General features: G+C 35.7%; 13 protein-coding genes and 1 pseudogene. 11 read left to right on the forward strand and 3 right to left on the reverse strand.

From position 1 onward, the window contains the following. The first annotated feature begins 7 nt into the window (after nucleotides 1–7). The 6 genes from Q0U74_RS05375 (at nucleotide 8) to Q0U74_RS05400 (ending at nucleotide 5,893) form a co-directional block, all read left to right on the forward strand. Nucleotides 8–1,189, forward strand: coding sequence for an amidohydrolase (locus Q0U74_RS05375; RefSeq protein ID WP_297393089.1), 1,182 nt, complete (start codon nucleotides 8–10; stop codon nucleotides 1,187–1,189). An 89-nt stretch (nucleotides 1,190–1,278) separates the two neighbouring features. Continuing rightward, nucleotides 1,279–2,325, forward strand: a complete 1,047-nt coding sequence (locus tag Q0U74_RS05380) for an AraC family transcriptional regulator (protein ID WP_297393090.1) — start codon at nucleotides 1,279–1,281, stop codon at nucleotides 2,323–2,325. A 342-nt stretch (nucleotides 2,326–2,667) separates the two neighbouring features. Then, nucleotides 2,668–3,942: an SLC13 family permease gene (locus Q0U74_RS05385; protein WP_297393091.1), complete on the forward strand. Its 1,275-nt coding sequence runs from the start codon at nucleotides 2,668–2,670 to the stop codon at nucleotides 3,940–3,942. A gap of 13 nt (nucleotides 3,943–3,955) precedes the next feature. Beyond that, the gene (gene ttdA / locus Q0U74_RS05390) at nucleotides 3,956–4,852 is read left to right on the forward strand and encodes a L(+)-tartrate dehydratase subunit alpha (RefSeq protein WP_297393092.1); all 897 of its coding nucleotides are present in this window, start codon (nucleotides 3,956–3,958) and stop codon (nucleotides 4,850–4,852) included. Next, nucleotides 4,849–5,457, forward strand: a complete 609-nt coding sequence (gene ttdB, locus Q0U74_RS05395; RefSeq protein ID WP_297393093.1) for a L(+)-tartrate dehydratase subunit beta — start codon at nucleotides 4,849–4,851, stop codon at nucleotides 5,455–5,457. Before ttdA ends, ttdB begins: the two co-directional genes overlap by 4 nt. Before the next feature lie 130 nt (nucleotides 5,458–5,587). Further along, nucleotides 5,588–5,893 (forward strand): DUF4298 domain-containing protein, encoded by a 306-nt coding sequence (locus tag Q0U74_RS05400; RefSeq protein ID WP_297393094.1) that lies wholly within the window; start codon nucleotides 5,588–5,590, stop codon nucleotides 5,891–5,893. 55 nt (nucleotides 5,894–5,948) lie between these two features. On the opposite strand, the gene Q0U74_RS05405 is transcribed toward Q0U74_RS05400, so the two are convergent. Next, nucleotides 5,949–6,299: a phage holin family protein gene (locus Q0U74_RS05405; RefSeq protein WP_297393096.1), complete on the reverse strand. Its 351-nt coding sequence runs from the start codon at nucleotides 6,297–6,299 to the stop codon at nucleotides 5,949–5,951. Between the two features lie 118 nt (nucleotides 6,300–6,417). Here Q0U74_RS05405 and Q0U74_RS05410 point away from each other — a divergent pair, with 118 nt between their 5' ends. After that, nucleotides 6,418–7,143 carry a hypothetical protein gene (locus Q0U74_RS05410; RefSeq protein ID WP_297393097.1) on the forward strand — a complete coding sequence of 242 codons (726 nt, stop codon included), beginning with the start codon at nucleotides 6,418–6,420 and terminating at the stop codon, nucleotides 7,141–7,143. Between the two features lie 41 nt (nucleotides 7,144–7,184). Here Q0U74_RS05410 and Q0U74_RS05415 read toward each other — a convergent pair whose 3' ends face one another. Then, a complete protein-coding gene (locus tag Q0U74_RS05415; RefSeq protein ID WP_297393099.1) occupies nucleotides 7,185–8,531 on the reverse strand; it encodes a DUF438 domain-containing protein in 1,347 nt (448 codons plus the stop codon). A gap of 117 nt (nucleotides 8,532–8,648) precedes the next feature. Between Q0U74_RS05415 and Q0U74_RS05420 the strand changes: the two genes are divergently transcribed. Together Q0U74_RS05420 and Q0U74_RS05425 are read left to right on the forward strand one after the other, a co-directional pair. Beyond that, complete coding sequence (locus tag Q0U74_RS05420) at nucleotides 8,649–9,371, forward strand: hypothetical protein (RefSeq protein WP_297393100.1); 723 nt, start codon at nucleotides 8,649–8,651, stop codon at nucleotides 9,369–9,371. 134 nt (nucleotides 9,372–9,505) lie between these two features. Beyond that, on the forward strand, nucleotides 9,506–10,396 hold the full coding sequence (locus Q0U74_RS05425) for a DUF368 domain-containing protein (protein WP_297393101.1): 891 nt from the start codon (nucleotides 9,506–9,508) through the stop codon (nucleotides 10,394–10,396). 27 nt (nucleotides 10,397–10,423) lie between these two features. Here the strand turns inward: Q0U74_RS05425 and Q0U74_RS05430 are convergent, their stop codons facing one another. Next, on the reverse strand, nucleotides 10,424–11,260 hold the full coding sequence (locus Q0U74_RS05430) for a neutral zinc metallopeptidase (protein WP_297393102.1): 837 nt from the start codon (nucleotides 11,258–11,260) through the stop codon (nucleotides 10,424–10,426). Nucleotides 11,261–11,356: 96 nt separating this feature from the next. Between Q0U74_RS05430 and Q0U74_RS05435 the strand changes: the two genes are divergently transcribed. Together Q0U74_RS05435 and Q0U74_RS05440 are read left to right on the forward strand one after the other, a co-directional pair. Further along, a complete protein-coding gene (locus Q0U74_RS05435; protein WP_297393103.1) occupies nucleotides 11,357–12,244 on the forward strand; it encodes a diacylglycerol kinase family protein in 888 nt (295 codons plus the stop codon). Then, nucleotides 12,241–12,646, forward strand: a pseudogene (locus Q0U74_RS05440) (racemase); the annotation flags it as partial. The gene Q0U74_RS05435 and the pseudogene Q0U74_RS05440, both read left to right, overlap by 4 nt.

A 12,646-nucleotide genomic window follows, 5' to 3' on the forward strand; every position in this document is an offset into this window, starting at 1 on the left:
GTGCCTTATGTTATTAAAAGAAATTTTTGAGGAAATTGATAAGAGACAAGATGAGATGGTAAAACACCGCCGTCACCTTCACGAAAATGCTGAGCTTTCTTTTGAAGAAGTTGAGACTGCAGCATATGTAGAAGACTTTTATAAGGACAAGGATGTGGAAGTTACAAAAAACATGGGCGGCAAAGGTCTTAGGGTTGTCATAGACACAAAAAAGCCTGGGAAGACTATTGCTCTTAGGGCAGACTTTGACGCCCTACCCATTCATGAAGAAACGGGACTTCCCTTTGCCTCAAGGCATGATGGAGTTATGCACGCCTGTGGCCACGATGCCCACACAGCTTATCTTATGGTACTGGCAGACATCTTGCTGGAAAAGAAAGATCAACTAAGGGGAAAAATTGTAATTATCCACCAACACGCAGAAGAAGCACCTCCAGGAGGAGCAAGGCAAATGATTGAAGCAGGAGTCCTAGAGGGCGTGGACAATGTCTTTGGAATCCATGTAATGTCATCTATGCCCCTTGGAACAGTCCACTACCACAAGGGCAACACTCAAACGGGCAGGGCAAAGTTTAGCGTAAAATTTCAGGGTCTTGGCGGTCATGGGTCCATGCCACACCTATCCAATGATGCAATAGTTGCTGCCTCTCATTTTGTCACAGCAGTTCAAAGTATTGTGTCAAGAAGGTTATCTCCCTTTGAAAATGGGGTTGTGACAATTGGGTCCTTTGCCGGTGAGGGAACTTTTAACATTATAAAGGATTCTGTCACAGTGACAGGTGATGTCAGGGCAATGTCTGATGAAACCAGCCATGTAATTGAAAGAGAAGTTAAGAGAATTGCCAAAGGAATTGGGGAAACTTTTGACATGGAAGTTGAAATAAATTACGCCAAGGACTATCCCGTTTTATACAACGACCCAGCCATGACTGATCTTGTTGTAGATGCCATTAAGGAGGCAAAGATTCCTGAAGTAAAAGAAATAAGCGATGGAGGTCCACAGCCACCATCAGAAGACTTCTCCTTCTACGCCAAAGAAAGACCATCCTGCTTTTTTTATGTGGGAGCAAAAAAAGAAGACGCACCCTACCCACATCATCATCCAAAGTTTGACATAAGAGAAGATGCCATGGTTATATGTGCCAAATCAATGGCAGCAGTTACAGTAAAATATTTAATGGAAGAATAATTTTAAGCCTGCAAGTTTTTTGCAGGTTTTTTATTTTATAATTCTAAATAAATTAATCTATATGATACAATTAGGGTGAGGTTGATAAGATGAAGGAATTAAATTTTACATACTATAGAGAAATTAATAATAAAAAATTCCCAATTAAATGTTACGCCTATTATGTTGGCGCATTTAACTACAATTGGCACGAAGATGTGGAGTGCTTAGTTGTCATTAATGGCAAGCTGGAGGCTTGTGTCAATGGAAAAATTTATAAGCTCTCCAAGGGAGATATAGCCTTCTTTGACAGCAATGAGGGTCACGCAACTCTTGCAAAAGATAAGGAAACTATAGCCTTGGTATTTCACTTCAATCCAAAAATTTTAGATGAGTTTGATAATAATAGAGATAGGTACCATTGGATGGGGGCAAGTGACGGAGGCACAAGAAATATTAAGCATGCCTTGGAACTCAGAAAAAGTCTTGTGGAATTTGTTGAGTCCTTTGACCATGAGTCCCTAGAAAATAAAATTAAGAGGTCTATTGCTACAGACAAAATACTTTTAAATTCTATTGAAAATTTTGCCTTAAAAGAGGAAAAAGATAGTGATGATAAGAGTACCTTATATAGAAATGAAGTGGTAAGAAACATTATTGGATATCTTGATGAAAATTATAGGGACAAGATAAGCTTAGAGGATGTAGCTGAAGTTGCTGGTTATCATCCAAACTATACATCTGAAATTTTTTCTAAGACCTTGGGAATTTCTTATACAGAATATTTGCTTAGGAAGAGACTTTCTTGTGCCACAAAGGATTTAAAACAGAGCGAGAAAAAAATAGCAGAAATAGCCCTTGAACATGGCTTTCCCAATGTGAGAAGTTTTAACACAGCATTTAGGGAAAATTTTGGCAGATCTCCTTCTGAATATCGACAAAGCTTGGACAAGGAGACTCTTGAAATTGATGCACAATTTAAAAAAGTTTTTTTAAATGATGACAATCTAAATTGGCTGAGGGCAAAAAATGATTGGGTCTATGAAAATGAAGAGATAGATAATGGTGAAAGGGACCTAGACTATAAAGACATTGAGAGGGAAATTTATAAAAAAATTATTGAAGATTTAGAGAAAAACATGAGCAAAATTATTTAATTTAACTTCGGCTAGTCCGAAGTTTTTTTAAGTTTTTGAAAGGGCAAGCTTAAGTTTTAAATTTTCAAACTTAAATGTTTTCATATATTAAAACTTTGACTAGATATATTTTAAGATAAAAACTTAAGATAAAAAAGGAAAAAAAACTCAGGAGCTCTATTTTAAGAGAAACAAGAAAATTTAACCTGTAAAATTTTAAGATTAAAATTTTTGAATTCAGATAAAAATACTTTTGAAAATAAAAATTTTTGTTTTCACAACAAAATTTTTACTTAATAATGAGATAGATTAAGTAAAAGACCTTCCATATAATGAAATCATAAAGTACATGAGGGGGATGTTATGAATACACAAACAATAACAGTTGGATTTTTACTTTTTGCAATAATTATGTTTGCATTGGAAAAAATCCCACTATGGGTTACAGCTATGATTGTAGCAGTAGGTCTGGCAGTGACTAAAGTTTTGGAGCCAAAGGATGCCTTTGCAGGCTTCACTGATTCCAATGTGCTCTTATTTATGGCAATGTTTATTATTGGTGCTGCCTTTTTTGAAACGGGAATGGCACAGCGAGTTGGTGGTCTTGTTACAAAATTTGCCAAGACAGAGAGGCAACTTATAGCGGCGGTAATGATTATTACGGGGCTTATGTCCGGAATCTTATCAAATACTGGTACAGCAGCAGTATTGATTCCTGTTTTAATAGGTATTTCTCAGTCTACAAAATTTCCTAAGTCAAAAATTTTGCTGCCACTTGTTTTTGCAGCAGCCATGGGTGGAAATTTGAGTTTGATTGGTGCGCCAGGCAACATGATTGCCCAATCAGGACTTGAAACCATTGGACTTGAGTTTGGATTTTTCGAGTATGCAAAGATTGGTCTTCCAGTTTTGATTGTTGGCATAATATTTTTTGTCACAATTGGATACAAGCTCTTGCCAGACAATGCAGCCAATGAAGATGCTGATTCTATTTATTCGCAAGAAAAGTCCTATGAGGATGTGCCTCAGTGGAAACAATGGGCATCACTTATAGTTTTAATTTTGGCAGTATTGGCAATGGTATTTGAAAAGAAAATTGGAGTAAAACTTTTCATTTCTGCTTGGATCGGAGCCTTGGCACTTGTTGTCATGGGAGTAATTTCCAGTAAAGATGCAATTAAGTCCATAGACATGAATACTATTTTACTTTTTGTTGGCTCCCTTGCACTTGCAACTGCCTTAAAGGAAACGGGCACAGGGGATTTAATAGCAAGTACAATTGTTTCAAAGCTTGGAGACAATCCATCGCCAACAGCACTTATGATTATAATCTTTATAATTTGTGCAACACTTACGAATTTTATGTCAAATACAGCTACAACAGCTCTCATGGTTCCTATTTCACTTTCTATTTCACAGGCAATTGGAGCAGACCCAAGAGCAGTTTTAATGGCGACAGTAATTGGTGGGTCAATGGCATATGCAACGCCTATTGGTATGCCAGCAAACACTATGGTTTATAACATTGGGGGGTATAAGTTTAACGATTATGTTAAGGCGGGCTTGCCACTTATATTAATTTGTGGAGCAATAGCTTTAATACTTTTGCCAATATTCTTCCCCTTCTTTCCAAACTAAAAAGGAGTAAAAAATGAAGAGAGAAAAATTAGAAAAAGAATTTATTGACGAGATGGCAGCCTTTGTTGGTGTAGTCAGCATGAAGCTTCCCAAGGATGTTGAGGACAAATTAAAGGAACTTTCAGAAAAAGAGACAAATCCGCTGGCAAAGACAATTTATGAAACTATGAAAAAGAATCAAGAGCTTGCATGGGAAATGAAGAGACCTTCCTGTCAAGACACAGGAGTCCTACAATTTTTCTGTGAAGTGGGAGAAGACTTCCCCTTTAAGGCTAACTTAGAAGAACTTTTAAGAGAGGCTACTTATAAGGCGACTATGGAAACTCCTCTTAGACACAATAGCGTTGAAACTTTTGAAGAATATAATACAGGGAAAAATATTGGCAAGGGAACTCCAACAGTATTTACAAAAATTGTCCCTGGCTCATCAGCAAAGATTTATACTTACATGGCAGGTGGCGGTTGCTCACTTCCTGGTGCAGGTGTAACCCTTATGCCAGGCGAAGGCTACGAAGCTGTTGTAAAATTCATCCTAGACAGAATGACTTCCTATGGACTTAATGCTTGTCCACCACTTTTAGTTGGAGTTGGAATAGGAACATCTATTGAAACTGCAGCCATGAATTCAAAACTTGCTCTCATGAAAAAAGTTGGAGACCACAGCGAAGACGAAAGAGCTAGAGACCTAGAAAAGAGACTTGAAGATGGCATAAATAAAATTGGAATTGGACCTCAAGGTTTTGGGGGAGAAAATTCTGTAATGGGTGTTAATATTGTAAACACTGCAAGGCATCCAAGTGTGCTTTCTGTTGCACTTAATGTTGGATGTTGGTCTCACAGAAGGGGCTTAATTGTAGTTGATGAAGAAATGAATTATGAAATACTAAGTCATGAGGGGATAGAATTATGAGTAAAAAAATTTTAAAAACACCTATATCGGCTGAAGATATAAAGGATTTAAAGGTTGGAGATATAATTTATCTTTCAGGAAGAATGGTAACTTGTCGTGATGTTGCTCACAGAAGAGTAATAGAAGAGGGACTAGAACTTCCTGTAGATGTTAAAGACAAGGCAATACTACACGCAGGGCCTATTATTTCAGAAAAAGATGGAAACTATGAAATGATTTCTGTTGGACCAACTACTTCAATGAGAATGGAAAAATTCGAAGAAGAGTTTATCGACAAAACTGGAGTAAGAGTCATAATTGGCAAGGGTGGCATGGGCGAAGGAACTGCTCGTGGTTGCAAAAAAAATAAAGCCATTCATGTAGTAATACCTGCAGGCAATGCAGTTTGGGCAGCTACAAGAGTTAATAAAATAGTAGATGCACAGTGGAAAGACTTGGGAATGCCAGAGACTCTATGGGTATGTGATGTAGAGGAATTCGGTCCCCTAATTGTATCCATTGATAGCCAGGGTAATAATATTTTTGAGCAAAACAAAGTTATTTATAACGAGAGAAAAGAGGAAGTTTACAAAGATATTATTGATCAAGTTCACTATATAAAATAAGTTAGATTAGACAGAATAGAAAAACCAAACCTCATAAGAGATAGGATGAAAGTCCTATCTTTTTCTTTTGCAATTTATTTTTTATAATAAGGGTATAAAGATTTATGTAATTAATTATAAGGAGGATATTATGGATCCTATTAAAAGAATTAGTGAAATGGAAAAGATTTTAAATGATCACAATGATCTCATTGAAAATTTGAGAGCTGCCATTGAAAGGTTTGAAGCTCATCAAGAGGAATACAAAAAGCTCAGCGATTATTATTCTTCTGAAACTTATTTTGAAGACTTGGAAAGATATGATAGGGGCGAAATTCCAGAGGACCTTCCTTGCGGAGTTCTTTCTGAAGATGCTGTCTTTGATCTTTTTGGCGAAAACTTTAATGTTGCCATTGAAATGCTTGAACTTGCCACAGAAGTTTTAAAATACCGTTAATTAAAAGTGCCGCAGTGACCTTTCATAACTGCGGCATTTTTTTCTTTATGAAATTTTACTTAAAGTTTTTGCTAATTACTTCTCTTATAATATTATTTATAAAACTCAAAACTATACTTGCCCAAAAGGCCGTGCCAAAGCTTCCAATAGATGCAGAGCCTACGAGGTTAAAGGCAATTTCAAGGACAACTGCATTAATAACTAGGGAAAAAAGTCCAAGAGTTATTATTGTTATTGGAAGGGATAAAATTTTTAAGACGGGCTTTATTGTAAGGTTAACTAGTGAAAAAATTATTGCCATTGCTATAAAGGCACTTGGTTTTGAGAAATATATATTTTCAAATATCATGTCTAATATGTAAAAGGACAAAAAGTTTGCCACTAGTGCTCCAAATATTTTCTTCATGTCTTCCTCCTTTATTATATTTCCTTTATTATATACCCCAAATTCTACTTAATATAAATAAGTTTTTTATAAATATATTTTGTGATAAAATAAAATCACAAATAAAAAGGAGGTCATTATGAGAAAGTACAATTACGGTTCTATTATCTTAATACTTATAGCCAATGCAATAATTGTTGGAATCTTGCAAAATATTTTTGACGGCAACTTGTCAATTCTTGGAGGCTTTGTTACTTTTATTTCTGACTACATAATTTGCAGGGGACTTCTTTATAAGAGAGAGGGAAGTTTTTCTGAATATTTTATGGGAATAAAAACTATTACAGGCAAGGTCTTTTTGATGAACATCTTAGTGGGAGTTATAACTGTTATCCTACTTATGTTTGCCCTACTTATATCAGGAGCAGGATTTTTATTTACGCCTTTTGCAATAAATAATTCCAGGGTTCTTATAATAGCAATAGTTTTAGTTTTCCTAATAACAGTTCTTTTATCTCTTCTTTTTGCCTATGTGAACTTTTTTATGGCAGATGAGAGATACAGGGACCTTCCCTTTTTTGATTCTTTTATGCTAATTATAAGGGCAGGTTTAAAATTATTTAAGGAAAGTTTTATGGCAGGAATTAGAGCCTATAAGATTTCTTTAATACTTGGAGCTATCGCCCTTCTTGCAGGAATCCTATCATTTAAAACCCCATCAATAGTTTTAATTGCAATTATACTTGGTGTAATTGCCGCTATCGCCTTTTTTCTTTGCACACCAGGATTTCGTGCAAGCCTAGCTGATATTTATCTAGAAAACAATGAGAGGATTTATTCCAAGACAGTTGAAGAAGATTTATAAAAATAAAAAGTCACTTTGATAGTGGCTTTTTTTTAATCTCCTTAGTATTGGCTTATGTCTTCAACTGTTTCTAGGGTGCCTATATATTCCCCATCCTCATAGACTGCAAGGTACTTAACAAGAATTTTCTTACCCTTAATATTCCTGCACACCACCAGACGGTCCTTCCTCTTGTTTTTAAAATCATCAAGCAAGGACTTAACCATTGGCACAACCTTTGGAGGGTGGCAAGAAGTTACATCCCTATTTAAACAGGACTTAGGCCTAGGGAAAATCTTGTCTTCCCCCTCAGAATAAAATCTAACCAAGTCATCCTTATCTATAAAGGTAAGCTCGGCATCAAGGGTCCTTAGGATTTGCATGGCCTCATTTAGCTTTAAACTTCCAGTTTCAAAGTCTAGACTTCCAGAAGAAATTTTTTCTTTTGGGGAAATTTCTTTAGGCTTGTAGTCCTTCCAAAGAGGAAGCTCACCCACTAGGTCTAGTCCATACTCCCCAAGGTCGCCATAGATTTTATTCCACTCTTCTTCTGTGAAGTTTTCCTTTAAAAGTGGGAAGAGAATACTTTCTTCCTTATAAATCATTTCATAAACCCTGTCTAAAATTTTATTGAGGTCCTCTTGGTTATAAGAATTTGCCTTAATAATCTTTGATAGGTCCCTTCTTATCTCGTCATCAACAGCCCACATTACATCACTTGGACCACTTATCTTGTACTTTGTCTTCAAAAGAGGGTAGATGAGTCCAGCCTTTTTTCCATAGTGAGAATTTATTTTTAAAAGGTCACTTATCTTTTTTAGCTTGTCTTCACCTTCCTTAACCCCATCAGCCAAGGACTTAATTTTTTTATTTTCTAAGCTTAAAATATTTAGGGGATGGCCAAGGATTTTTTCAAGGTCCTTTTGGCTCTCGTCTATAATATTGCTTTCGTGGAAGAGGGCAGAGTGGATGTCGCAAAGTTTTTGAACCTTTTCAAGGGGAAGACCACTTTTTATTAGGCTTTCTTCTGCCGCAACAATTTCCTTTGAAGAAACATCCTTAAAATTTTTAACAAAGTCACTTCTAACAGCCTCCAGGTCCTCGCCCTTGGAAACTCTTTCAATATAGGACTTTAAAAGCTCAAGCCTCTTGCCTTCATCTGAAGGATTATCTTGAGGATCTTGGTCTTCAATGAGATTAAAGCCTCCTTCCTGCAATTTTTCCCTAATTATGTCGAGGTCAATATTTTTTATTCCAGCTCCCTTTTTTATTGACACAATTTTTCCGACACTAGAAAGTGCCAAGGGATTTGTAATTTCACTAAAACCAATTTCCTTTAAGATATTTTTCAAGTCAGGATATTTTTCCACAAGACTTGCCACAGGTTCATTTATACTTATATTTTTCATACTTCCTCCTTTATTTTATTTTTTTATTTATATACCCAAAGCAAGGCCTAATATAAATAAGTTTTTTAAAAATATCTTTTGTGTTAAAATAAAAACAGACATAGATAGGAGGTCACAATGAGAAAATTTAATTACGGTTCAGTTATCCTTTTAATGATTTTAGGTGGAATTATAGCGAGAGTTTTTGAAAGAATTTATGACGGAAATCTTGCTGTAATTGGAACTATATTTGCTTGGATTATTAATTACATAATCTGTAGAGGTCTTTTATATAATAGAGAAGGCAGCTTCAGTGAATATTTTAGAGGAATAAAGACAATTACGGGAAAAGTCTTCTTGATGAATATTTTAATTGGTCTAATAAGTTCTGTTGCACTTTTATTTTCAGCTCTAACATCAGGAACTGGGGCTGTATTAACTGATGCTGGCATGAGAGGGATTTTATTAGCTGCACTTTTATTTATTTTAGTAACAGTATTTCTTTCACTTATTTTTGCCTATTCAAATTTTGTCATGGCTGATGAGAGATATAGGGACCTTCCCTTTTTTACTTGCTTAAAACTTATTGCTAAGGCAGGCTTTAAGTTATTTTCTGAAACTTTTGTCATGGGCTTAAAAGTTTTTAAAGTTACAATTATTTCTTTAGTTGTTGCACTTATCATGATAATTCCTGCAAAGTCTATGCCAGAGCTTTCGACAGTATCCTTTATTGCCCTAATAGTTGCAGCAATAGCAGCTGTTATAGTGGGGCCAAACTATATTGCAAGACTTTCTGATATTTACTTAGATAATATCGAAGGCATTTTTGATGAAATAGGAGAAGAGAGAGAAGCCTTATAAGTTATATAAATTTTCCACTACTTAGCTAGTGGATTTTTTTATTTTCTGCGTTTTTAAGAGAAATTTAAGAAAGTTTACTATAACTTAATAATAAAATTTTTAATTTAATGTTATCATAGAGGAATGGAGGAAGTATGTTAATTAATGTTTTTCATGGTATGATTATGGCTCTTGCCGACTCCGTTCCTGGAGTGAGCGGCGGCACTATTGCCTTCATACTTGGATTTTATGATAAATTTATAGAAGCTCTCCACCTTTTTTTTGAGGGAGAGAAAAATAAGAGAAAGCCAGCCTTTTTTTATCTCTTAAAGCTTGGAGCTGGCTGGGTCTTTGGACTACTTTTGAGTATTTTTTTCCTGTCAGAATTATTTCAAAATGAAATTTATTTTATGTCATCGATTTTTTTGGGACTGACTACCATGTCTCTTCCCTTTGTAATAAATAGCGAAAGGGAAATTTTAAAAAAGCACAAAGAAGATTTTTACTTTATTTTTCTTGGGATCCTTGTAGTTGTCCTCTTAGTTTATTTTCGTGGCAAGAGTAGACTCATTGGAAATTTTGACTTAATAGAGCCCAATATTTTTGAGTATTTTTATTTATTCTTGGCAGGAGCTCTTGCAATTTCTGTCATGGTCCTACCAGGCATATCTGGCTCATCTATTTTACTAATAGCTGGAGTTTACATACCTGTCGTTGAAGCTGTGGGGGAAGTCCTTCGCTTTAATTTCGAAAAAATTTTGCCACTTTTTGTCATGTCTCTTGGCATATTATTTGGAATTTTTATGTCAATTCGAGTCATAAGAGATAGGATGAGGAGAAGTAGGGACAAGATGCTCTATCTAATAATCGGTATGATTATTGGCTCCCTTTATGCCATTATAATGGGTCCAACAACTATAGGGGGAAATCTTCCTCTTAGCTTAGAGACCTTTAGCCCTCTTGGATTTTTTATAGGAATAATAATTTTATTTATTCTTGAAATTATAAAAATAGTAACAGAAAAAAATAAGACTGGGGAAAATTAATCCTCAGTCTTTTTGTTTTCTTAAATTTTATAAATTTTTCGCAGAAAAAGTATCCCATTCTGATAGGTCGCCTGCCTCGTAGCCCTTTTTAAACCAGCGAGTTCTCTCTTCACTAGAGCCGTGAGTAAAGGATTCTGGTCTCACATAGCCCTGAGCTTTTTTCTGCAAGGTGTCGTCGCCAATGGACCAGGCAGCTGATATTGCCTCGTCAATGTCTCCTGGGTCAAGATAGCCCTTGTCCTTTTGATATCTTGCAACTACTCCTGCAAGATAGTCTGCTTGAAGCTCTAGTCTAACTGTCAGTGCATTCCCATCTTTTTCAGATAATTTTCCCATCATCTCTTGGTACTGACTCATAATTCCCGTCACTTCTTGGACATGGTGACCAACCTCGTGGCTAATTACATAGGACAAGATAAAGTCGCCCTCATCTGCACCAAAGTCTCTTATAAGTGAATCGTAAAAGGATAAATCCATGTATATAGCTTCATCTCTTGAACAGTAAAAAGGTCCCATACCTGCACTTGCAAGACCGCAACCAGATTTTACTTGACCCTTAAATATTTTTAACTTAGGCTCTCTATAATCTATTCCTTCATTTTTTAAAATAGAGTGCCAAGCATCTTCTGTATCTGCAAGAACTACAGATGAATAATCGTATAAATCTTGCTCCTTTTGTGAAAGTTCATAATTTTGTGTACTTGTAGGTGCTGTGCCTCCAAAGCCAGAGCGAATTGCGTCCATTGGATTTCCCGTAAGTAAAAAAACTATTAGTGCCACTAGAAGTCCACCGCCGCCAAGGGCTACTCTGCCGCCTCTACTTCTTGATACATTTGAACTTTGTCTTCGTCCTCTCCATTTCATAAAATCCCTCCTTTTTTTCTTCTACCCAAAAAGCCATGAAAGAACTCTATTGGAATAAATTTGTCCATATAATATAATTAATTATAAGTGGTTAATATGAAAAAACTTTTTATAATAAGTTCTAAGTCTGGCAGATCTTATGACAAGACTTTTGAAAGAGAACTTTTAAAATATTTTAAGGAAGATGAAATAAAAGTCACAGAGAAAGCTCATGATACAGTGAAATTTGCCCAGGACTTTAGGGACAGGGGCGGCGAAATTTTATTCATAAAAGGTGGCGACGGTGCCCTATCTGAAGTTGCCTCTGTCCTTTGTGGGAGCCAGACTTCTCTTGGACTCATACCTGGCGGCACAGGCAACGACTTTTCCAAAAATTTTTCTTACCATAATTTTAAGTTAGAAAATATTTTTGATTATGAAATTTCTCCCATTGACCTCATAGAAGTAAATGGAAAAATTTGCATCAATGTCACAAGTCTTGGCTTTGACACCAATGTCTTGAAGTATGCCTATGACATAATGAAGAGGAAAAAGCTTGGAGGCAGGCTGGGATATTTTTACGGCGTGGTAAAAAGCATCTTAAATTTGGAAAATGTAGACTTAAAAATTTCCTGCCTTGACGAAAAAAATGAAGAAGTAAATTTATCTGGCAGCTTTTTAATTTCTGCCCTTTGCAACGGCTCTTACTATGGCAATGGCTTTAACCCAGCACCAAAGGCAAAAATTGATGATGGACTTTTAAATTTAATTTTGGCAGAGAAGATGAGTCCCCTTAGGATAGCAAGCTTATTTACTTCCTACAGAAGTGGAGACCACCTTGGGAAAAGTGGCGTGAGAGAAATTTTAACTAGGTCAGGGAAAATTTCATCAGAGAGAGAATTTTTATACAACATTGACGGAGAAATTTATTCTGCAAGGGATCTTGAGTACAGAATTTTGGAGAAAAAACTTAAATGGATTTATTTTAAAGGAGTGAAAAAATGAAAGTAGGAGTATTCGCAGGAACTTATGTGGACACAAAAATGGGTGTGGACCTTTTAAATAAAAGGGGCTTTGAGCCACTGAGCTTTCCAATTTCTAAAAATCCAAAGGACCAATCTCTTCTTCAATATTATTCAAGAGAAGAGCTTACAAATATTGTTGAAGAAAAAATAAGGGAGGCAAAAAAAGAGGGGGCTGAAAAAATTTTTATCTACTGCAATTCTCTTTCTGCTTCCATAGATGTGGAGGACTTAACCCGCCGTCAGAGTATAGAAATCATTACTCCCTTGGACTTTTATAGAAATCTCGACTCTTCCTATGAAGACATAGTGATTCTCTCAGCAAATTCAAAATCAGCCCACGGCATAGATAAAATTTTGTCAGAAAAAACTTTTAGAAACACAA

Origin of the sequence: uncultured Peptoniphilus sp. (assembly GCF_946998875.1) — a bacterium.
Classification (GTDB): domain Bacteria; phylum Bacillota; class Clostridia; order Tissierellales; family Peptoniphilaceae; genus Peptoniphilus_A.

What these genes read in the sequence shown, in the direction of transcription:
- Q0U74_RS05375 (WP_297393089.1), top strand. Translation starts at nt 8, where the DNA reads ATGTTATTAAAAGAAATTTTTGAGGAAATTGATAAGAGACAAGATGAG.
- Q0U74_RS05380 (WP_297393090.1), top strand. Translation starts at nt 1,279, where the DNA reads ATGAAGGAATTAAATTTTACATACTATAGAGAAATTAATAATAAAAAA.
- Q0U74_RS05385 (WP_297393091.1), top strand. Translation starts at nt 2,668, where the DNA reads ATGAATACACAAACAATAACAGTTGGATTTTTACTTTTTGCAATAATT.
- ttdA (WP_297393092.1), top strand. Translation starts at nt 3,956, where the DNA reads ATGAAGAGAGAAAAATTAGAAAAAGAATTTATTGACGAGATGGCAGCC.
- ttdB (WP_297393093.1), top strand. Translation starts at nt 4,849, where the DNA reads ATGAGTAAAAAAATTTTAAAAACACCTATATCGGCTGAAGATATAAAG.
- Q0U74_RS05400 (WP_297393094.1), top strand. Translation starts at nt 5,588, where the DNA reads ATGGATCCTATTAAAAGAATTAGTGAAATGGAAAAGATTTTAAATGAT.
- Q0U74_RS05405 (WP_297393096.1), bottom strand. Translation starts at nt 6,299, where the DNA reads ATGAAGAAAATATTTGGAGCACTAGTGGCAAACTTTTTGTCCTTTTAC.
- Q0U74_RS05410 (WP_297393097.1), top strand. Translation starts at nt 6,418, where the DNA reads ATGAGAAAGTACAATTACGGTTCTATTATCTTAATACTTATAGCCAAT.
- Q0U74_RS05415 (WP_297393099.1), bottom strand. Translation starts at nt 8,531, where the DNA reads ATGAAAAATATAAGTATAAATGAACCTGTGGCAAGTCTTGTGGAAAAA.
- Q0U74_RS05420 (WP_297393100.1), top strand. Translation starts at nt 8,649, where the DNA reads ATGAGAAAATTTAATTACGGTTCAGTTATCCTTTTAATGATTTTAGGT.
- Q0U74_RS05425 (WP_297393101.1), top strand. Translation starts at nt 9,506, where the DNA reads ATGTTAATTAATGTTTTTCATGGTATGATTATGGCTCTTGCCGACTCC.
- Q0U74_RS05430 (WP_297393102.1), bottom strand. Translation starts at nt 11,260, where the DNA reads ATGAAATGGAGAGGACGAAGACAAAGTTCAAATGTATCAAGAAGTAGA.
- Q0U74_RS05435 (WP_297393103.1), top strand. Translation starts at nt 11,357, where the DNA reads ATGAAAAAACTTTTTATAATAAGTTCTAAGTCTGGCAGATCTTATGAC.